The organism is Streptomyces sp. ADI95-17 (assembly GCF_003846175.1).
GTDB lineage: Bacteria > Actinomycetota > Actinomycetes > Streptomycetales > Streptomycetaceae > Streptomyces > Streptomyces sanglieri.
In genome coordinates this window covers 428,034-447,946 of record NZ_ML123044.1, presented here as the reverse complement: position 1 = coordinate 447,946, position 19,913 = coordinate 428,034, and the positions used below count along the sequence as shown (strand labels likewise).

Annotated in this window: 20 protein-coding genes and 1 pseudogene; 13 read left to right on the top strand and 8 right to left on the bottom strand. The window is 70.2% G+C overall.

Translation table 11 applies throughout. The annotated features are described in order from the left end of the window. Positions 1-89: 89 nt before the first annotated feature. Together EES42_RS01875 and EES42_RS01870 are read left to right on the top strand one after the other, a co-directional pair. On the top strand, positions 90-752 hold the full coding sequence (locus EES42_RS01875; RefSeq protein ID WP_124716334.1) for a response regulator transcription factor: 663 nt from the start codon (positions 90-92) through the stop codon (positions 750-752). Continuing rightward, positions 749-2,221 carry a sensor histidine kinase gene (locus EES42_RS01870; protein WP_124716333.1) on the top strand — a complete coding sequence of 491 codons (1,473 nt, stop codon included), beginning with the start codon at positions 749-751 and terminating at the stop codon, positions 2,219-2,221. The genes EES42_RS01875 and EES42_RS01870 overlap by 4 nt, the downstream gene beginning before the upstream one ends. 17 nt (positions 2,222-2,238) lie before the next feature. Here EES42_RS01870 and EES42_RS01865 read toward each other — a convergent pair whose 3' ends face one another. From EES42_RS01865 to EES42_RS01850, 4 genes are all read right to left on the bottom strand, one after another. Beyond that, complete coding sequence (locus EES42_RS01865; RefSeq protein WP_124716332.1) at positions 2,239-2,715, bottom strand: MarR family winged helix-turn-helix transcriptional regulator; 477 nt, start codon at positions 2,713-2,715, stop codon at positions 2,239-2,241. 123 nt (positions 2,716-2,838) lie between these two features. Next, positions 2,839-3,603: an AIM24 family protein gene (locus tag EES42_RS01860; RefSeq protein WP_124716331.1), complete on the bottom strand. Its 765-nt coding sequence runs from the start codon at positions 3,601-3,603 to the stop codon at positions 2,839-2,841. After that, positions 3,600-4,250 carry an AIM24 family protein gene (locus EES42_RS01855; RefSeq protein WP_124716330.1) on the bottom strand — a complete coding sequence of 217 codons (651 nt, stop codon included), beginning with the start codon at positions 4,248-4,250 and terminating at the stop codon, positions 3,600-3,602. The genes EES42_RS01860 and EES42_RS01855 overlap by 4 nt, the downstream gene beginning before the upstream one ends. Next, positions 4,250-4,882: an AIM24 family protein gene (locus EES42_RS01850; RefSeq protein ID WP_124717356.1), complete on the bottom strand. Its 633-nt coding sequence runs from the start codon at positions 4,880-4,882 to the stop codon at positions 4,250-4,252. The genes EES42_RS01855 and EES42_RS01850 overlap by 1 nt, the downstream gene beginning before the upstream one ends. A gap of 247 nt (positions 4,883-5,129) precedes the next feature. On the opposite strand from EES42_RS01850, the gene EES42_RS01845 reads away from it, so the two are divergent. The 6 genes and pseudogenes from EES42_RS01845 (at position 5,130) to EES42_RS01820 (ending at position 8,778) form a co-directional block, all read left to right on the top strand. Continuing rightward, positions 5,130-5,480 (top strand): DUF3817 domain-containing protein, encoded by a 351-nt coding sequence (locus EES42_RS01845; protein ID WP_093544066.1) that lies wholly within the window; start codon positions 5,130-5,132, stop codon positions 5,478-5,480. Continuing rightward, complete coding sequence (locus EES42_RS01840; protein ID WP_018102591.1) at positions 5,477-5,770, top strand: MTH1187 family thiamine-binding protein; 294 nt, start codon at positions 5,477-5,479, stop codon at positions 5,768-5,770. The genes EES42_RS01845 and EES42_RS01840 overlap by 4 nt, the downstream gene beginning before the upstream one ends. Before the next feature lie 130 nt (positions 5,771-5,900). Then, a pseudogene (locus EES42_RS45955) lies at positions 5,901-6,065 on the top strand (MFS transporter); the annotation flags it as partial. A gap of 10 nt (positions 6,066-6,075) precedes the next feature. Further along, positions 6,076-6,585 (top strand): MarR family winged helix-turn-helix transcriptional regulator, encoded by a 510-nt coding sequence (locus EES42_RS01830; protein WP_124716329.1) that lies wholly within the window; start codon positions 6,076-6,078, stop codon positions 6,583-6,585. A gap of 64 nt (positions 6,586-6,649) precedes the next feature. After that, a complete protein-coding gene (locus EES42_RS01825; protein WP_124716328.1) occupies positions 6,650-6,982 on the top strand; it encodes a DUF3817 domain-containing protein in 333 nt (110 codons plus the stop codon). 95 nt (positions 6,983-7,077) lie between these two features. Then, a complete protein-coding gene (locus EES42_RS01820; RefSeq protein ID WP_124716327.1) occupies positions 7,078-8,778 on the top strand; it encodes an acyl-CoA mutase large subunit family protein in 1,701 nt (566 codons plus the stop codon). A gap of 76 nt (positions 8,779-8,854) precedes the next feature. Here the strand turns inward: EES42_RS01820 and EES42_RS01815 are convergent, their stop codons facing one another. Then, positions 8,855-9,484 carry a TetR/AcrR family transcriptional regulator gene (locus tag EES42_RS01815; RefSeq protein ID WP_124716326.1) on the bottom strand — a complete coding sequence of 210 codons (630 nt, stop codon included), beginning with the start codon at positions 9,482-9,484 and terminating at the stop codon, positions 8,855-8,857. 317 nt (positions 9,485-9,801) lie between these two features. On the opposite strand from EES42_RS01815, the gene EES42_RS47225 reads away from it, so the two are divergent. The 4 genes from EES42_RS47225 to EES42_RS01790 all read left to right on the top strand — a co-directional run bounded on the left by EES42_RS47225 (position 9,802) and on the right by EES42_RS01790 (position 13,940). After that, a complete protein-coding gene (locus EES42_RS47225) occupies positions 9,802-10,779 on the top strand; it encodes a tetratricopeptide repeat protein (protein WP_206433335.1) in 978 nt (325 codons plus the stop codon). Positions 10,780-11,379: 600 nt separating this feature from the next. Then, on the top strand, positions 11,380-12,021 hold the full coding sequence (locus EES42_RS01800) for a DUF6230 family protein (RefSeq protein ID WP_124716325.1): 642 nt from the start codon (positions 11,380-11,382) through the stop codon (positions 12,019-12,021). A 94-nt stretch (positions 12,022-12,115) separates the two neighbouring features. Beyond that, the gene (locus EES42_RS01795; protein ID WP_124716324.1) at positions 12,116-12,682 is read left to right on the top strand and encodes a DUF6114 domain-containing protein; all 567 of its coding nucleotides are present in this window, start codon (positions 12,116-12,118) and stop codon (positions 12,680-12,682) included. Beyond that, positions 12,672-13,940 (top strand): hypothetical protein, encoded by a 1,269-nt coding sequence (locus EES42_RS01790; RefSeq protein ID WP_124716323.1) that lies wholly within the window; start codon positions 12,672-12,674, stop codon positions 13,938-13,940. The genes EES42_RS01795 and EES42_RS01790 overlap by 11 nt, the downstream gene beginning before the upstream one ends. Positions 13,941-14,032: 92 nt before the next feature. Here the strand turns inward: EES42_RS01790 and pyk are convergent, their stop codons facing one another. From pyk to pta, 3 genes are all read right to left on the bottom strand, one after another. Continuing rightward, a complete protein-coding gene (gene pyk, locus EES42_RS01785) occupies positions 14,033-15,463 on the bottom strand; it encodes a pyruvate kinase (RefSeq protein ID WP_124716322.1) in 1,431 nt (476 codons plus the stop codon). 74 nt (positions 15,464-15,537) lie between these two features. Beyond that, positions 15,538-16,809 carry an acetate kinase gene (locus tag EES42_RS01780; RefSeq protein WP_124716321.1) on the bottom strand — a complete coding sequence of 424 codons (1,272 nt, stop codon included), beginning with the start codon at positions 16,807-16,809 and terminating at the stop codon, positions 15,538-15,540. A 5-nt stretch (positions 16,810-16,814) separates the two neighbouring features. Further along, positions 16,815-18,887 (bottom strand): phosphate acetyltransferase, encoded by a 2,073-nt coding sequence (gene pta / locus EES42_RS01775; protein WP_124716320.1) that lies wholly within the window; start codon positions 18,885-18,887, stop codon positions 16,815-16,817. 219 nt (positions 18,888-19,106) lie between these two features. On the opposite strand from pta, the gene EES42_RS01770 reads away from it, so the two are divergent. Continuing rightward, the coding region (locus tag EES42_RS01770; protein ID WP_124717354.1) for an ATP-dependent 6-phosphofructokinase at positions 19,107-19,913 on the top strand (807 nt) is incomplete at its 3' end.

Sequence of the window (19,913 nt, the reverse complement as noted above, 5' to 3'; positions counted from 1 at the left end):
TCGACGAGGACCACATTGCCGGGGTGATGCTGAACGCAGCCTGAAGCCACCTGAAGGCGTCTTCAGGTTCGGTTTGCGACCCTGTGCGCATGCGCCTGTTGATCGTGGAGGACGAGAAGCGGCTCGCGACGGCCCTGGCCGCGGGGCTCACCGCCGAGGGCTTCGCCGTGGACGTGGTCCACGACGGCCTCGAAGGGCTGCACCGGGCCGCCGAGGGGACGTACGACCTCGTCGTCCTCGACATCATGCTGCCCGGGATGAACGGCTACCGGGTCTGTGCCGCGCTGCGCGCCGCCGGGCACGAGACGCCGATCCTGATGCTGACGGCGAAGGACGGCGAGTACGACGAGGCGGAGGGCCTGGACACCGGGGCCGACGACTACCTGACCAAGCCCTTCTCCTACGTCGTGCTGGTGGCCAGGATCCGGGCACTGCTGCGGCGCCGGGGCGGCGGCTCCGCCTCGCCGGTGGTCACCGTCGGTGCCCTGCGCATGGACACCGCCGCCCGCCGCGTCCACCTCGGCGAGGCCGAGATCACCCTGACCACCAAGGAGTTCGCGGTGCTGGAACAGCTCGCGCTGCGGTCCGGGCAGGTGGTGAGCAAGGCGGACATCCTCGAACACGTCTGGGACTTCGCCTACGACGGCGACCCGAACATCGTCGAGGTGTACGTGAGCGCGCTGCGCCGCAAGCTCGGCGCGGCCGCCATCCGCACGGTGCGCGGCGCCGGGTACCGGCTGGAGGCGCTGTGAGGTCGGTAAGGGCCAGGGCCGCGCTCGGCGCCACCGTGGTGGTCGCCCTCGCCCTGATCGGCGCCGGGCTCTCCGTGCTCCTGGTCCTGCGCGCCAACCTGACCGACCAGGCGGGGCTCCAGGCCGAGGTGGTCGCCCGGGAAGTGGCCGGGCAGCTCGCCCTCGACGTGCCGTACGACCGGCTGGAGACGCGCGACGAGGAGGACCATCCGGTCCAGGTGACCGACGAGGACGGGCGGGTGGTCGCCGTCTCCAAGGACCTCCGGGCCATCTCCGGCACCGGCACGGACCGGGTCACCCCGGACCCGTCACCGACCGCCGGGGGATCCGGCGGCGGGAGCGGCGACGACAACGGGGGCGACGGGCGCGACGACGGCAGCGATGACGACGACCGCGCCACCCCCGCCCCCGGCCGCGGTGAAGTCGACTCCGGCGAACCGGACTTCGGCAACGGCACAGCCACCGTCGACGGCGAGACGGCCGACTACCGCTTCGCGTCCGTGCAGGCGACCACCCCCGCCGGGGTGACCCTGACCGTCCACGCGGGCGCCCCGCTGGCCGCCGAGCAGGAGGCCGTGGGCACGGTGCGCGGCGCGATGCTGATCGGGCTGCCGTTGCTGCTGCTGGTCGTCGCCGGGGTGACCTGGCTGGTGACCCGGCGGGCACTGCGCCCGGTCGAGGGGATCCGGCGCGAGATGGCCGCGATCACCGCGTCCGAGGACCTGAGCCGGCGGGTGCCGGAGCCCGGCTCGCGCGACGAGGTCGCCCGGCTGGCCCGGACCACCAACGAGACCCTGACCGCCCTGGAGGCCTCGGTGGAGCGGCAGCGCCGGTTCGTCGCGGACGCCTCGCACGAACTGCGCAGCCCGATCGCCTCGCTGCGCACCCAGCTGGAGGTGGGGGCGGCCCATCCGGAGCTGCTGGACGTGCCGGGCGCGGTCGCCGACACCGTACGGCTCCAGGCGCTGGCCGCCGATCTGCTGCTGCTGGCCAGGCTGGACGCGGGGGAGCGGCCGGGGCGTACGGCGCTGGACCTGGGCGCGCTGGTCCGCGAGGAGGTCTCGCAGCGCGGCGGCGACCGGATCCCGGTCACGGTGTCCGTGCCGGACTCCGGGGAGTTCGAAGTGGCCGGATCGCGCGGGCAGTTGGCGCGGGTGATCGGCAATCTGCTCGACAATGCACAGCGGCACGCGCGGAGCGCGGTGACCGTCTCGGTGCGTACGGCGGAGCGTGGTGACGTGGTCGTCGCCGTCACCGACGACGGGGCGGGGGTGCCGCCGCAGGAGCGTGAGCGGATCTTCGAACGTTTCGTGCGGCTCGACGACGCCCGCACCCGGGACGACGGCGGCGCGGGCCTCGGCCTGGCCATCGCCCGGGACGTCGCCGCCCGGCACGGGGGCCGGCTCACGGTCGGCGACGCACGGGAGGGCGGCGCCCGCTTCGTGCTCCGGCTGCCCGGAACCGGCTGAGCGCCGCCCCGTTCCGGTCAGACCTTGCCGCGTCGTCCCCGCAGGTGCTCCGCGACCGGGGTCAGGGCCGCGTGCAGGTTCGCCAGTGCCTCCGGCGTCAGCAGGTCCATGAAGTGCTTGCGGACCGACGCCACGTGGTGCGGTGCCACCTTGCGCATCGTCTCCGCGCCGTCCTCGGTGAGGACCGCGTACAGACCGCGCCGGTCGGACTCGCAGTTCTCCCTGCGGACCAGGCCGGCGGTCTCCATGCGGGTGATCTGGTGCGAGAGCCTGCTCTTGGACTGCAGCGTCGCGGCGGCGAGGTCGCTCATCCGCATGCGCTGGTCGTCCGACTCCGAGAGGTTGACCAGGATCTCGTAGTCGTTGTTGGTCAGTCCGAACGGCTGGAGATCCTTCTCCAGCTGATGCATCAGCAGCCTGCTGACGTCCAGGTGGGTGCGCCAGGCGCACTGCTCCGCGTCGTTCAGCCAGCGGGTGGCCGTCTCGGTCTCCATATATGGATTCTACCTAAGAAGTTGAAAGCCGGACGAAGTGGGAGTGTGACGGTCCGCACCCGTCCGGAGACGGGTCCGGGTGCGGGGCGCAGACGTTCGACGTCACACTCCGCAGACTACCGTTCACAACCCGAAGCGACGCTGGAGGTCCCCGAGCTGACCGGGCATACGGGGGGTGGCGCCAGGTTGACCCGCGCCCGGGGGCACCCCGGGCTGCCCCGGCACCGCGCCCGTGGGCTGTTCGGCCATCAGGACCTCGGTCGACTGGAGCAGCACCGTGCCCGCACCGACGAACTCGAACTGGTGCTCCTCGCCCGAGGTGCCCCCGATGCCCGTCAGCGACCGTAGCCCGCCCAGTACACCCGTCATGTAGCCGTGGTCGTAGTGGTGGCACGGCGAGGGGCAGTCCGCCCAGCCCACCAGGGCCTGCGGGTCGACCCGCAGCGGCGGCTCCATGAAGACCACCGGGCCGTTGGAGGCGGCCACGAACTTCCCCGTACCGATCAGGGTGAGAAAACCGGGCACGATCGACTGCTTGAGTGCCAGGGTGGGCTGGTAGGCGAGGAGATTGCCCGACCGGATCGTCAGGTTCCCCTCGTCCAGGTCGTAGGAGTTCACATCGAAGGCCCGGTCCGCGAGCAGCATCTTGCCGCTGCCTTCGGCCACCACCCAGTCGCTCGCGTGCAGCGGTGAGTGGAAGCTCGTACGGATCAGCCGCTCGAAGCGGCCGTGGCCGATGCCGTTGAAATCGATCCGCCCGTAATAGGCGATCATCTTGCCCTTCTGCAGGAACCACTGGCTCCCCTTGAGCTCCACGCAGAAGGTGTACGAGTTGACGTTGTCGTCCGACGGCAGCGTCATCGGGTCGAAGACCACGGGCGTGCTCACAGCTTCTCCTCCGAGGCCTGTACGTACACCGCGCCACTGCCGCTCAGCTCCAGCTGGAACGCCTCGCCGGAGCCGCGCCCCACCATGTCGCGCCAGCCGAGCGCGGTCGAGAGCTTGTTCCGTACGTCGCCGTGGTGCGCGACGTACGCCTGCGGGTCCACATGCACATCGCGGCCGGGGACGATCGGCAGCTCGATCACCCCGCCGTGCGCCATCACCGCGACCGCGCCGTGCCCCTGGAGCGTGGTGGTGAACAGGCCCTGCCCGCTCACCTGGCCGCGCACCATGCCCATCACGCCGCCCTGCGAGCCCATGAACATGGTGCCCTGCTGGAGCGTCCCGTCGAAGGCGAGCAGCCGGTCGGCCTCCACGTAGAGGGTGTCGCCGGCCAGGTTGATCACCTGGATGTGATGGCCGCCGTGGCCGAACATCACCGTTCCACTGCCTTCGACCGTCATCAGCGGGGTCGCCTCGCCCGCCACCCGCCGGCCGATCATGGACATCAGCCCGCCCTGGCCGCCCTGGATGTTCGGGGTGAACGACACCTCGCCGCGGTAGGCGAGCATCGCGCCCCGCTGGCTGTACATCTTCTGGCCGGGAACCACCGTCGCCTCGACCATCTTCGAGTTGATCTCGCGGAACGGCATCAGACATCGCCCCCGATGGTGTTCCGCTCGCTGGGCTGGACGTAGACCACGCCCTCGCCCTCGAACCGGATCTGGAAGGACTCCCCGGAGCCCTCGCCGATCAGCGTCCGGAAGTTCACCCCCGACTGGAAGTGCTGCTGGAGGTTGCCCTGGTGGGCGATGTAGGCGCCCGGGTCGACGAACAGCGGGTACTGGGCCGAGACCCGCAGCGCCACCGCCGAGCCGTCCGACATGATCGCCACCTGACCGGTGCCCTCGACGGTGGTGGTGAACAGGCCGTTGCCGCTCGCCCCGCCGCGCAGCCCGGTGAAGGTGGTGCCGGTGCGCAGCCCGGAGTCGGTGCACAGCAGATTGCTCGCCTCGACGTGGAGCTTGTCGCCGTGCAGCGAGACGAGACTGATCTCGCTCGCGCGGTCCGCGAAGTAACAGGTGCCCTGGCCGGTCACCTCCATCACGGACATCTGCTCGCCGGTCAGCCGCCGGGTCACCATGCCGCGCAGCCCGTCACCGCCGCCGGTCATCTTCTTGAACGTCATCCGGCCGTCGTAGGCGACCATGGAGCCGTTCTTCGCCTTGACGGCGTCACCGGCCAGGTCGACGGCGAGCGTTCTGCTGCCTTGGAGTCGGAACATTGCCACGGAGCGACGTTAACGGCAGGCCCCCCGGCCCGGACAGGGTCCGAAGGAGGATCCCCCGCCCCGAACGGCCCCTGATACGCATCCGGTACCTGATGCGTACGCAACCGGGACGTATGACCCGGTGCGCACGGTCCCCGGTATCCGGCCCCCGGCGCCGTGGGCCGCCCGCGCCGATGTCACAATGGGGTCGCTTGTGCCTGTATTCACAAGCTGTCACCGTCCTCCCACCGAAGGTGCCCCCGTGGACATCAAGACCGCTACCGCCCTGCACCGGCTGCGCCTCATCTCGATTCCCGAGGCGCTCTCCTTCCCGGCACTGATCATCTTCGGCTCGGTCCTCAGCCGGGTCTCCGACATCGACTTCCTGATGATGCCGCTCGGCATCCTGCACGGCGTGCTCTTCGTGATCTACGCCGTGCTGCTGCTCGACGTCTGGGCCAAGACCAAGTGGCCGCTGAAGCGCGTCGCGCTCTTCTTCCTGCTCGCGCTCCTGCCCTTCGGCGGGCTGTACGGCGACAAGCTGCTCAAGCGCTACGAGGCCGACGGCGTCATCGCCGCCCGCGCCCGTCGCGAGGGCGTGGTCAGCGCATGATCGTCGCGTTCTCGGTCAGCCCGCTGGGTGTCGGCGAGGACGTCGGCGAGTACGTCGCCGACGCCGTCCGGGTCGTCCGCGAGTCCGGGCTGCCCAACCGCACGGACGCCATGTTCACCTCCATCGAGGGGGAGTGGGACGAGGTCATGGACGTCGTCAAGCGGGCCGTCGCCGCCGTCGAGGCACGTGCCGGACGGGTCTCCCTCGTGCTCAAGGCCGACATCCGCCCGGGTGTCACCGACGGTCTGACCTCCAAGGTCGAGACGGTGGAGCGGTACCTGGCGCAGTGACGCCGGTCCGCCCCGTACCCGACGACGAGCCCCTGGCCCCACCCGGCCGGGGGCCCGTCTCATTCCTGCCCGCCGTGCTCCGGTACCGCCAGGGCGATCCTGGGCGGAGTCCGCTCGTACAGCACCTGGTGTCGCCGGACTCGCCGCCGAGTTCCTCCCCGTACATCAGGTGATCGCCGGAGCCGGCGCGATCTGTGTACTGCTGCTCGTCCCGGAGGTCCGGAGAACCGCCCCCGCCGACCGTATTCGGACCGAAGTTCGAGACGAGGCTGACCAGCATATGACCAGTGGGTAAGGTCGGTGCCGTGCCGAAGCCGCTCAGTCTTCCCTTCGATCCCATCGCCCGCGCCGACGAACTCTGGCAGCAGCGCTGGGGTCCCGTGCCCTCCATGGGGGCGATCACCTCGATCATGCGCGCCCAGCAGATCCTGCTCGCCGAGGTCGACGCGGTCGTCAAGCCGTACGGACTGACCTTCGCCCGGTACGAGGCACTGGTGCTGCTCACCTTCTCCAAGGCCGGCGAGCTGCCGATGTCCAAGATCGGCGAGCGGCTCATGGTCCACCCCACCTCCGTCACCAACACCGTGGACCGGCTGGTGCGCTCCGGCCTGGTCGCCAAGCGCCCCAACCCCAACGACGGCCGCGGCACCCTCGCCTCCATCACCGACAAGGGCCGCGAGGTCGTCGAGGCGGCCACCGGGGACCTGGTCGCCATGGAGTTCGGGCTCGGTGCGTACGACGCCGAGGAGTGCGCGGAGATCTTCGCGATGCTGCGCCCGTTGCGGATCGCCGCCCAGGACTTCGAAGAGGCGTAGAACGGCGTTTCGAGAGCCCGGCCCGCTGCAAGATCGCCCCGGCCGCCCGGTTAGGCTCGATGCCATGAAACGCAGTGTGCTGACCCGGTACCGGGTGATGGCCTACGTCACCGCCGTCATGTTGCTGGTGCTCTGCACCTGCATGGTCTTCAAGTACGGCTTCGAGACGGGCGAGGGCCTGACGCTCGTCGTCTCGCAGATCCACGGTGTGCTCTACATCATCTACCTGATCTTCGCCTTCGACCTCGGCTCCAAGGCGAAGTGGCCGATGGGCAAGCTGCTCTGGGTGCTGATCTCCGGCACCATCCCGACGGCCGCGTTCTTCGTCGAGCGCAAGGTCGTCCGCGAGGTCGAGCCGCTGATCGTCGACGGCTCCCCCGCCACCGCCAAGGCCTGACCGGCCGGACCCCAGAGCCCTCCGAACCGCCCCGTGCGAAGCACAGGGCGGTTTGCCATCGACATTTACTAGGACGTCCTAGTAAATTCGATGGTATGGACGCTGACGCGATCGAGGAAGGCCGCCGCCGCTGGCAGGCCCGTTACGACAAGGCCCGCAAGCGTGACGCGGACTTCACCACACTCTCCGGGGATCCGGTGGAGCCCGCGTACGGCCCCCGCCCCGGGGACACGTACGAGGGGTTCGAGCGGATCGGCTGGCCCGGCGAGTACCCCTTCACCCGGGGGCTCTATCCGACCGGTTACCGCGGCCGGACCTGGACCATCCGCCAGTTCGCCGGCTTCGGCAACGCCGAGCAGACCAACGAGCGCTACAAGATGATCCTGGCCGCGGGCGGCGGCGGGCTCAGCGTCGCCTTCGACATGCCGACGCTGATGGGCCGCGACTCCGACGACCCCCGCTCGCTCGGCGAGGTCGGGCACTGCGGCGTGGCCATCGACTCCGCCGCCGACATGGAGGTCCTCTTCAAGGACATCCCGCTCGGCGATGTCACGACGTCCATGACGATCAGCGGCCCCGCCGTCCCGGTCTTCTGCATGTACCTGGTCGCCGCGGAGCGCCAGGGCGTCGACCCGGGCGTGCTCAACGGCACGCTCCAGACCGACATCTTCAAGGAGTACATCGCGCAGAAGGAGTGGCTCTTCCAGCCCGAGCCCCATCTGCGCCTCATCGGCGACCTGATGGAGCACTGCGCCCGCGACATCCCCGCCTACAAGCCGCTCTCGGTCTCCGGCTACCACATCCGCGAGGCCGGGGCGACGGCCGCGCAGGAGCTGGCGTACACCCTCGCCGACGGCTTCGGCTACGTGGAGCTCGGCCTCTCCCGCGGCCTGGACGTCGACACCTTCGCGCCCGGCCTCTCCTTCTTCTTCGACGCGCACCTCGACTTCTTCGAGGAGATCGCCAAGTTCCGTGCCGCCCGCCGGATCTGGGCCCGCTGGATGAAGGAGACGTACGGCGCGAAGACCGACAAGGCGCAGTGGCTCCGCTTCCACACCCAGACCGCCGGTGTCTCGCTCACCGCCCAGCAGCCGTACAACAACGTCGTACGCACCGCGGTCGAGGCGCTCTCCGCGGTCCTCGGCGGCACCAACTCGCTGCACACCAACGCCCTCGACGAGACCCTGGCGCTCCCCTCCGAACAGGCCGCCGAGATCGCCCTGCGCACCCAGCAGGTGCTGATGGAGGAGACCGGCGTCGCCAACGTGGCGGACCCGCTGGGCGGTTCCTGGTACGTCGAGCAGCTCACCGACCGGATCGAGGCCGACGCAGAGAAGACCTTCGAGCAGATCAAGGAGCGCGGCACCCGGGCCCACCCGGACGGGCAGCACCCCATCGGCCCGATCACCTCCGGCATCCTGCGCGGCATCGAGGACGGCTGGTTCACCGGCGAGATCGCCGAGTCCGCCTTCCGCTACCAGCAGTCGCTGGAGAAGGGCGACAAGCGGGTCGTCGGCGTCAACGTCCACCACGGCTCGGTCACCGGCGACCTGGAGATCCTGCGGGTCAGCCACGAGGTCGAGCGCGAGCAGGTCCGGGTGCTCGGCGGCCGCAAGGACGCCCGCGACGACGCCCGGGTCAAGTCGGCGCTGGACGCGATGCTGGCCGCCGCCCGCGACGGCTCCAACATGATCGCCCCGATGCTGGACGCGGTACGGGCCGAGGCGACGCTCGGCGAGATCTGCGGCGTCCTGCGCGACGAGTGGGGCAGCTACACGGAGCCGCCCGGCTTCTGACGCGGCCGGTACGGCCGGGGGCGGGGCGGCGCGGCCGTCCCGCCCCTTCGGCATGTCCTGGGCCCTTCGGCATGTCCTAGGCGGAGGCCGCAGCCCCCAGCCCCGTGAGCAGCAGCACGGTGAAGCGCCGGGCCCAGTCCGCGTCCACCGGCTCGGCGCTCACCAGGGCCCGGTGCACGACCGCGCCGGCGATCACGTCGAAGATCAGGTCGGCGGTGGTCGACGCCGCGTCCTCGTCCTGCTCGACGGGCAACTCCCCGCGCTCCTGCGCCCGTTGACGGCCCTGGAGCACCAGCCGCTTCTGCCGGTCCACGATCGAGTCGCGGATCCGGGTCCGCAGCGCCTCGTCGCGCGTCGACTCCGCGACCACCGCCATCAGCGCCGTCTGGGTCTCCGGCCGTTCCAGCAGCGCCGCGAACTGCAGCACCACCGCCTGCACATCGGCCGACAGGCTGCCCAGATCGGGCAGTTCCAGCTCGTCGAAGAGGACCGCTACGGCGTCCACGACCAGCTCGTTCTTGCCCGCCCACCGCCGGTACAGGGTCGTCTTGGCCACTCCGGCCCGCGTCGCCACATCGCTCATCGTCAGCTTCGACCAGCCGAGGTCGACCAGCGAGGCCCGGGTCGCCTCCAGGATCGCTTCATCGGCCGCGGCACTGCGCGGACGTCCCGTTCGAGGGGGTTTGGGGTGGCTGCGGCTCAGCATGCCGTGACCATACCGGTCAGTAAGTAGAACCGGCCGGTCCCGATCGTGGTGAGACAGATCACCGATCGCACCTGTGCGCGAGGGGTGGGCGGCAGTTACGCTACGGGTCGTAGCGTAAGGACGACGGCCATGCCGTCGTGACGCCGCAACCGAATGACAGCCACAGGCACCGGGTGGGGACCCGGCGCCGAAACGGGTCTTTCAGGGGCCCTCGGACCGTGTCCGTCCATGTACCCCGCACACCGGCGGGGGTGGCGGACGGGCGCGGTTCCGGTATCGCTTTCCGGATCGGTGCGCCAAGGGGGGAGGATGTACGCATGCAGCCTAGGAACATGTCCATGAGCGGCGTCGTCGACCTCGCCGCGGTGAAGGCGGCCGGCGAGGCCAAGGTGAAGGCGGAGCAGGCCCGTGCCGAGGCCTCCCGGCAGGGTGGCGGCGGTGCCGTGCCGCCGTCCGCCCTGGTGATCGATGTCGATGAGGCGGGCTTCGAGAACGATGTCCTGCAGCGTTCCGCCGAGGTCCCGGTCGTCATCGACTTCTGGGCCGAGTGGTGCGAGCCGTGCAAGCAGCTGGGCCCGCTCCTGGAGCGCCTGGCCCATGAGTACAACGGCCGCTTCGTGCTGGCCAAGGTCGATGTCGACGCCAACCAGATGCTGATGCAGCAGTTCGGCATCCAGGGCATCCCGGCGGTCTTCGCCGTCGTCGCCGGGCAGGCCCTCCCGCTCTTCCAGGGTGCGGCCCCCGAGGCCCAGATCCGCCAGACGCTGGACCAGCTGATCCAGGTCGGCGAGGAACGGTTCGGGCTCACCGGGATCGTGGTCGACCAGGACGCCGCCGACGAGAGCGCCGACCGGGCCCCGGCCGAGGTGCCCGCCGGGCCGTACGACGCCCTGCTCGAATCGGCCGTGCGCGCCCTGGACGCCGACGACTTCGCCGGTGCCGTCCAGGCGTACCGGAACGTCCTGTCCGACGACCCGGCCAACACCGAGGCCAAGCTCGGCCTCGCCCAGGCCGAACTCCTCTCCCGGGTCAAGGACATGGACGCCCAGCGGGTGCGCGAGGAGGCCGCCGCGAACCCGGCCGATGTCCCGGCGCAACTCGCCGCCGCCGATCTGGATCTGGTCGGCGGTCATGTCGAGGACGCCTTCGGCCGGCTCGTCGAGACGGTGCGGCGCAATTTCGGTGACGACCGGGACGCCGCGCGGGTGCGGCTGCTGGAGCTGTTCGAGGTGATCGGCCCCGACGATCCGCGGGTCGGTGCCGCGCGTACCGCGCTGGCGCGGGTCTTGTTCTGATGTGACAAGCGGCCGCGGTACCCCGCCGGGTACCGCGGCCGTTTTCGCGTCCGGGCGATAAGAGACGCCTCTGCTTTACCAAATCTTGATAAAGCAAGGGCCTGTTACTCGCAGTAAATCAAGCACTGGGATCTGTCCGCATTGGCGCACCGATCCGCCCTTTCGTCCTTCGCCTCGGCGCTACCTTGTGTGGCCGGGCGGTACCAGCCGGTCGCGCATCGGTTATCGGGCCGTTACTAGCGAGTAACGAACCCCCTTGTGTCACGGGCGGGAATGCACCACGATCGGCCACGCTCGGTCCAATAACGCCAGCCCGGCTGCCAGTCGGTGCGGCGGCCCTGTTGGGTCCCCACCGAGTGGGCCGGCGGCAGTGACGCGGGCTCCGGACAGGGGGGTTCCTGTCGTCCGGCAGGGCCTGTCCGATACAGGTTGCGCGAATGCGTGGCCAGTGGTTGTCGCTCGGGGGTGATCGCCGGTGATTCGGACGCGGTTCATGCCTCCGTCCGCGGGCGCTCTCCTTGCCGAGGACGTAGCACTTCTCCCATCCCAGGACGGGCCCAGGCCCGGACCGGAGATGTACGTCCGAGAAGGAGGAAAATTATGAGTTCCCAGGTTCGTGGCGGCACCAGATGGAAGCGTTTCGCTCTGGTCATGGTGCCGAGCGTCGTCGCGACCGCGGCGGTGGGTGTCGGTCTCGCGCAGGGTGCCCTCGCGGCGTCCTTCAGCGTGTCCGGCCAGAGCTTCAAGGTGCGTGCGGACAAGCTCGTCGGCCATGACTTCGTGCAGTACGGCTCCGTCGCCACGGGTATGGACCCCGAGGGCAAGAACGGGGCCCACGCCGTTGCCGTGTCCGGCTTCAGCGATGCCACGATCACCAACATGTGCCAGTCGGTGGTCACTCCGAACCTCCCGTTCGGTCTGGGCAGCGTCACGCTCCAGCTGAAGGCGGGTACCGACCCGGAGAAGCCGGTCGAGGCGACCAACCTGTACCTCGATGTCGCCGAGCTCGACGCCGACGCGTACTTCGAGCACATCGACATCGGTGTCGCCGCGGGAGCCATGGGCAAGCCCGGCATCCAGGCCGGTACCGAGAAGGCCGTCAACCCCAACGGCTTCGCGCAGCGCGCCAAGACGGCGACGCTGACCAACGTGAAGCAGACGGCATGGGCGACCACCGCCGGCACCTTCAAGCTCAGCAACCTGAGCCTGCGGCTGCACAGTGGCGTCAAGGAGTGCTACTAAGCACCCGCCGGGTGGCCGGAGCGCTCCCGAGGGGACTCCGGCCGCCCACCTCTTCTCTTCTCACAGCAGTACCGGTTCCAGGGAGCTGTTTTCCATGAGCCCCGAGTCCACAGGGCAGAACGAGCACTACCTCCGCGTCTTCTGGCGGAGATTCCGCACCTGGCGGGGTAACCGGCCGTTCTGGGCGGGCCTGTTCACCATGGTGGGTGGTCTACCCATCGCTTATTTTCCGTACGCCAACATGCACCTCGGCAACGTCACACTGGCGATGTCCACCACTGCCGGTGCCGGTTCCCTGATCATCGGGATCCTGCTCGTCACGCTGGGCCTCACCATGTGGTTCCACCACATCGTGAGAGTTTTCGCCGGAGTCGCCGCGATCCTGCTGGCGCTGATCTCGATACCGGTCGCCAACATCGGCGGCTTCCTGGTCGGCTTCCTGTTCGCGCTGCTGGGCGGCGCGCTCTCCGTCTCCTGGGCCCCGGGCGAGCCGAAGCCGGACCTCGCGCCGGCCGGCGCGGCGGGGGAGAAGTCCGGGGCCGTCCTCGGTACGCAGGAGCCCGGATCCGAGTTCCACAGCACGGCAGCGGTGCCCCAGCAGCAGCCGGAGCAGTACGACACGACAGTTGAGGTCGACGGCGGGAGGCATCGTGCGGGGTGACGAGAGGCAGCTGAACTCGCCCGGGGAGGATTCCGGGACGAGAGGCGGACCGCGCCACGCGGCCCCCAGGAAGTCCTTGCTGACGAAGCTGCACATTCCCGCGGGCAAGGCGTTCGCGCTCGCCGCTATGCCGACCGCCGTCTTCGTGGGCATGGGGCTCACGCCCAAGCTCGCGCTGGCCGACGACAGTTCCGACATTCCCTTCGCGCCCGGCCCCTGCGTGACCCGCTCCGACGAGCCGAGCGAAGAGCCGTCGCCGTCCGCGTCGAAGCCGGCGTCCCCGTCGCCGTCCGCCACCGACTCCGGTGACAAGGGCGCATCGGCGACCCCGAAGCCCTCGGCGACCCCGTCCGCGAGCGAATCGGTGAAGCCGGAGGCGAAGACGGAGGCCGCCGAGGCCGACGCACCGGCCGCCACGCCGAGCGCCTCGCCCACCCCCACGAAGACGAGGAACCCGCTCGACCCGCTGGGCGTCGGCGACGCGCTCAGGGACCTCTTCGACGGACCGGACAAGGAGACGGCGAGCCCGTCCCCGAGCGCGAGCACCGCGTCCCCGAAGCCTTCGGCGACCGACACCGCCGAGAAGCCGGCGAAGAAGCCCGTCGAGAAGGCCACCGACGCCGCGAAGGAGACGGCCGACAAGACGGCCGACGCCATCCGCGAGGCGGCCGGCCAGGCCGGCAAGTCGGTCAAGGAGCTCGACGACAGCGTCAAGGGGCTCGACGCCAAGAAGGACGAGGACATCCCGGACGGCGCCAAGGAGCGCTTCCCGTGCCCCACCGCCGACCCCAAGGCGCTGGCCGCGGCCGATCTGGAGACGGGCATCCCGCTGCTCCCGACCGACCCGTGGATCCTGGAGAGCTCGATGCTCACCCTCAACGGGCTCGACTACAAGGGCATCGTCGAGGTGAAGACGTACGACGGCAAGGTCAAGAAGGCGCTGAAGTTCACCGCGAGCTCCATCGACATCGACAACCTCCACCAGAAGACGGTGGGTCCGGCCGGTACGACGACCCATGTCGAGGCGCGGAAGGGCTCCAAGTCCACCATCCGCAACGGCACGGTGACGATGTACACGGAGGAGCTGAAGGGCAACCTCTTCGGCCTCATCCCGGTGACGTTCAGCCCGGAGACACCGCCTCCGCTGAACGTGCCCTTCGCCTTCTTCACCAAGGTCAAGGTGACCCAGGCCGGCCAGTTCGGCGGCTCGCTCAAGGTCCCCGGCCTGCACAACTACTTCACCGGTGGCAACAGCTAGCCGGCACGGTCCCGTCCGGGAGCCGCACAGGGCCGTGGGCCGCACTCCCGAGGAGTGCGGCCCACGGTCGTTGCTCAGGGGTGACGGACGGGTCAGTCGCGGCTGCCGCCGCCGACGTGGTGCACCCGGACCATGTTGGTGGTGCCGGGGATGCCGGGGGGCGAGCCGGCCGTGATGACCATGGTGTCGCCCTCGTTGTAGCGGCCGAGCTTCAGCAGCTCGCCGTCGACCAGGTCGACCATCGCGTCGGTGTTGTCCACGTGCGGCACGACGTGGGCCTCGACGCCCCAGCTCAGGGCGAGCTGGTTGCGGGTGGACTCGTCCGTGGTGAAGGCCAGGATGGGCTGGGCCGCGCGGTAGCGGGAGAGCCGGCGGGCCGTGTCACCGGACTTGGTGAAGGCGACCAGTGCCTTGCCGTTCAGGAAGTCCGCGATCTCGCACGCCGCACGGGCCACCGAACCGCCCTGGGTACGGGGCTTCTTGCCCGGCACCAGCGGCTGCAGGCCCTTGGAGAGCAGCTCCTCCTCGGCGGCCACGACGATCTTCGACATCGTCTTGACGGTCTCGATCGGGTACGCGCCCACGCTGGACTCGGCCGACAGCATGACCGCGTCCGCGCCGTCCAGGATCGCGTTGGCGACGTCGGACGCCTCGGCGCGGGTCGGCCGCGAGTTGGTGATCATCGACTCCATCATCTGGGTCGCGACGATCACCGGCTTGGCGTTCCGCCGGCAGAGCTCCACCAGGCGCTTCTGCACCATCGGGACCTTCTCCAGCGGGTACTCGACGGCCAGGTCACCACGGGCGACCATCACACCGTCGAACGCCATGACGACGCCCTCCATGTGCTCGACGGCCTGCGGCTTCTCGACCTTGGCGATGACGGGGACCCGGCGGCCCTCCTCGTCCATCACCTTGTGGACGTCCTTGACGTCGTCCGCGTCCCGCACGAAGGACAGCGCCACCAGGTCGCAGCCCATCCGCAGGGCGAACCGCAGGTCGTCGACGTCCTTCTCGGACAGGGCCGGGACGTTGACCGCCGCGCCGGGCAGGTTGATGCCCTTGTGGTCGGAGATGACACCGCCCTCGATGACGATGGTCTTCACCCGGGGGCCCTCGACCGCGACGACCTTCAGCTCGACGTTGCCGTCGTTGATCAGGATCGGGTCGCCCTTGGCGACATCGCCGGGCAGGCCCTTGTAGGTCGTGCCGCAGATCGACTTGTCGCCGGGGACGTCCTCGGCGGTGATGGTGAACTCGTCCCCGCGGACCAGCTCGACGGGCCCCTCGGCGAACTTCGCCAGACGGATCTTGGGGCCCTGGAGGTCGGCGAGCACACCGATCGCCCGCCCGGTCTCGGCGGCGGCCCTGCGGACCCGGTCGTAACGACCCTGGTGCTCCTCGTGGCTGCCGTGACTGAAGTTGAAGCGGGCCACGCTCATGCCGGCCTCGATCAGAGCGACGAGCTGCTCGTGGGAGTCGACGGCGGGACCGAGTGTGCAGACGATTTTGGAACGGCGCATGAGGCGGATCCTATCGGTTTGTTTCGCTACGGAATATTCCGTCTGGCGGAAGGTACAAAGGGGCGCGGGGGTGCTCAGTTGTGGGCCTGTCCGAGGGGGTCGTGGGCCTGCCCGACGAGCGCGAAGGTCTGTACGGCGATCTCCAGCTCCTCGTCCGTCGGCACCACGGCCACCGCGACCCGCGCGTAGTCCGGCGAGATCAGCCGGGGCTCGTCGGACCGTACGGCGTTCAGATCCGCGTCCACCGCCAGTCCGAGCTCCTCCAGACCGGCGATGGCAGCCTCCCGCACCGGTGCCGAGTTCTCCCCGACCCCCGCCGTGAACGCCACGGCATCCACCCGGCCGAGGACCGCCGAATAGGCGCCGATGTACTTCTTCAGCCGGTGCACATAGATGTCGAACGCCAGCGCCGCGCGCTCGTCGCCCTCGTCGATCCGGCGCCGGATCTCCCGCATGTCGTTGTCGCCGCAGAGCCCGACCAGGCCGCTCTTCTTGTTGAGCAGGGCGTCGACCTCGTCCGCCGACATCCCCGCGACGCGCATCAGATGGAAGGTGACGGCCGGATCGATGTCCCCGGAGCGGGTGCCCATCACCAGCCCCTCCAAGGGGGTCAGCCCCATCGAGGTCTCCACGCACCGGCCGCCGGCCACCGCCGACGCCGAGGCGCCGTTGCCCAGGTGCAGCACGATGACATTGACCTCCTCGGGGGTACGTTCCAGCAGCTCGGCGGCCTTGCGGGAGACATACGCGTGCGAGGTGCCGTGGAATCCGTAGCGCCGGATGCGGTGCGCGTCGGCGGTCTCGGTGTCGATCGCGTACCGCGCCGCGTACTCCGGCATCGTCGTGTGGAAGGCCGTGTCGAAGACCGCCACCTGCGGAAGGTCCGGCCGCAGGGCCCGGGCGGTGAGGATGCCGGTGATGTTCGCCGGATTGTGCAGCGGGGCCACCGGGACCAGGCGCTCGATCTCCTTCAGCACCTCGTCGTCGATCACCACGGGCTCGGTGAACCGCAGCCCGCCGTGCACCACCCGGTGGCCGATCGCCGCCAGCTGCGGGGAGTCCAGGCCCAGCCCGTCGGCCGCCAGCTCCTGCGCCGCCGCCTTCAGCGCCGCCTCGTGGTCGGCGACCGGGCCGATCCGCTCGCGCTGCTCGGCGCCGCCGCCGGTCAGCGGGGTGTGCACCAGACGTGAGGTCTCCTCGCCGATCCGCTCGACCAGCCCCACCGCGAGCCGGGTGCGGTCGCTCATGTCCAGCAGCTGGTACTTCACCGACGAGGAGCCGGAGTTGAGGACCAGCACGCGGTACGCGCCCGGCGTGCTGGAACCCGCGGTGGTCGGGGTGGTCATCCGGTTCACTCCTTGCCCTGTGCCTGGATCGCCGTGATGGCCACGGTATTGACGATGTCCTGGACGAGCGCGCCGCGGGACAGGTCGTTGACGGGCTTCCGCAGCCCCTGGAGCACCGGCCCGACGGCCACCGCGCCGGCCGAGCGCTGCACGGCCTTGTAGGTGTTGTTGCCGGTGTTCAGGTCCGGGAAGATCAGCACCGTCGCCTGGCCCGCCACCTCGGAGCCGGGCAGCTTCGTCGCGGCGACGCTCGGCTCCACCGCGGCGTCGTACTGGATCGGGCCCTCGATCCGCAGATCCGGCCGGCTCGCGCGGACCCGGTCGGTCGCCGCGCGCACCTTGTCGACATCGGCGCCCGAGCCCGAGGTCCCCGTCGAGTACGACAGCATCGCGATCCGCGGGTCCACGCCGAACCGGGCGGCGGTGGCCGCCGACTGCACCGCGATGTCGGCGAGCTGCTCCGCGTCCGGGTCCGGATTGACCGCGCAGTCGCCGTACACCAGCACCTTGTCGGCGAGGCACATGAAGAAGACGGAGGAGACGATCGAGGCGTCCGGCTTGGTCTTGATGATCTCGAAAGCCGGGCGGATCGTCGCCGCGGTGGAGTGCACGGCCCCGGAGACCATGCCGTCCGCGAACCCCTCCTGGACCATCAGGGTGCCGAAGTAGTTGACGTCCGCGACGACGTCGTACGCCAGCTCGGCCGTGACCCCGCGGTGGGCCCGCAGCTGGGCGTACCGCTCGGCGAAGGTCTGGCGCAGCTCGGAGGTCTGCGGGTCGACGAGCTGCGCACCGGCGAGATCGATGCCGAGGTCGGCGGCCTTCTTACGGATGACGTCGGGGTCGCCGAGCAGGGTGAGCTCGCAGACGTCGCGGCGCATCAGTACGTCGGCGGCGCGCAGCACCCGCTCCTCGGTGCCCTCCGGCAGGACGACCCGGCGACGGTCGGCGCGGGCCTGCTCCAGCAGTTCGTGCTCGAACATCATCGGGGTGACGCGGCCGCTGCGGGCCACCGAGATCCGCTCCAGCAGGGCGCCGGTGTCCACATGGCGCTCGAAGAGGCCCAGCGCGGTCTCCGCCTTGCGGGGCGTCGCGGCGTTCAGCTTGCCCTCCAGGCCGAAGAGCCGGGCCGCGGTGGGGAAGGATCCGTCGGCCACCGACACGACCGGGGTGCCCGGTGCGAGTCGCGCGGCCAGCCTGAGTATCTCCTCGCCGGGGCGCTCGTCCAGGGTCAGCAGCAGCCCCGCGATGGGCGGCGTCCCGGCACTGTGCGCGGCCAGCGAGCCGACCACCAGGTCGGCCCGGTCCCCGGGCGTGACCACCAGGCAGCCCGGCGTCAGCGCGTTCAGCATGTTCGGCAGCATCGCGCCGCCGAAGACGAAGTCCAGCGCGTTCCTCGCCAGCCCGGAGTCGTCGCCGAGCAGCACCGTGCCGCCGAGCGCCGCGGTGATCTGGGCGACGGTCGGCGCGGAGAGCGCCGCGTCGTCGGGCAGGACCGAACAGGGGACGGGCAGCGTGGCCGTCAGCCGCTCCGCGATGGCGTCGCGGTCCTCGGCCGCCACCCGGTTCACGATCATCGCGACCACGTCGCAGCCCAGCCCGGCGTACGCGCGGTAGGCGTTGCGGGTCTCGGCCCGCACCGACTCCGCGGTCTGGCCCTTCCCGCCGACCACCGCGATCACCGAGGCGCCGAACTCATTGGCCAGCCGGGCGTTGAGCGCCAGCTCGTCGGGGAGCTGGGTGGCGGCGAAGTCGGTGCCGAGCACCAGCACCACCTCGTACTTCTGGGCCACCTGATGGAACCGGTCGACCAGCCGGGAGACCAGCTCGTCCGTGCCCTGTTCCGCCTGGAGCGCGGAGGCCTCGTGGTAGTCCAGCCCGTACGCCGACCCGGGGTCCTGGGAGAGCCGGTAGCGGGCCCGCAGCAGTTCGAACAGCCGATCGGGGCCGTCGTGGACGAGCGGCCGGAACACCCCGACCCGGTCCACCTGACGCGTCAGAAGCTCCATGACTCCCAGATCGACGACCTGCCGGCCGTCTCCCCGGTCGATCCCGGTCACGTACACGCTGCGCGTCACGCGTGTTCTCCCGTCCAATTTCGGTTTGGGATGGTATTGCCATGTTGACGATACCCGCGGGGGCCGAGGCGTCGCCCGCCGGGCGAGGCCCCCGTGCCGGGGCGAGGGGGAGCACCAGGTCCGGACCTGGCATGGGACAATCGTCGTGGCTCACGGTACGGGGGATTCTGTGGACGTCCCCCGAAATGCACGGCACTAGCGAGCAGGAGACAAGGCACGATGCGCATCGGAATTCTCACCGCAGGCGGCGACTGCCCAGGTCTGAACGCAGTGATCCGGTCGGTCGTGCACCGCGCCGTGGTGGGCCACGGCGATGAAGTCATCGGCTTCGAGGACGGGTTCAAGGGCCTCCTCGACGGCCACTTTCGCCCCCTCGACCTCAACGCGGTCAGCGGCATCCTCGCCCGCGGCGGCACCATTCTCGGCTCGGCCCGGCTGGAGCGCGACCGGCTGCGCGAGGCCGCCGAGAACTGCGCCGAGCTGAGCCGCCGTTACGGCATGGACGCCCTCATCCCGATCGGCGGCGAGGGCACCCTCACCGCCGCCCGGATGCTGTCGGACGCCGGAATGCCCGTCGTCGGCGTCCCCAAGACCATCGACAACGACATCTCCGCCACCGACCGGACCTTCGGCTTCGACACCGCGGTGGGTGTCGCCACCGACGCCATAGACCGTCTCAAGACCACCGCCGAATCGCACCAGCGGGTCATGGTCGTCGAGGTGATGGGCCGGCACGCGGGCTGGATCGCGCTGGAGTCCGGAATGGCGGGCGGCGCGCACGGCATCTGCCTCCCCGAGCGCCGCTTCGAGGTGGAGGACCTGGTGAAGATGGTCGAGGAGCGCTTCGCGCGCGGCAAGAAGTTCGCGGTCATCTGCGTGGCCGAGGGCGCGCACCCGGCGGAGGGCTCCATGCCGTACGCCAAGGGCGAGATCGACCAGTTCGGCCACGAGCGCTTCCAGGGCATCGGCAACCGGCTGGCCATCGAGCTGGAGACCCGGCTCGGCAAGGAGGCCCGGCCGGTCATT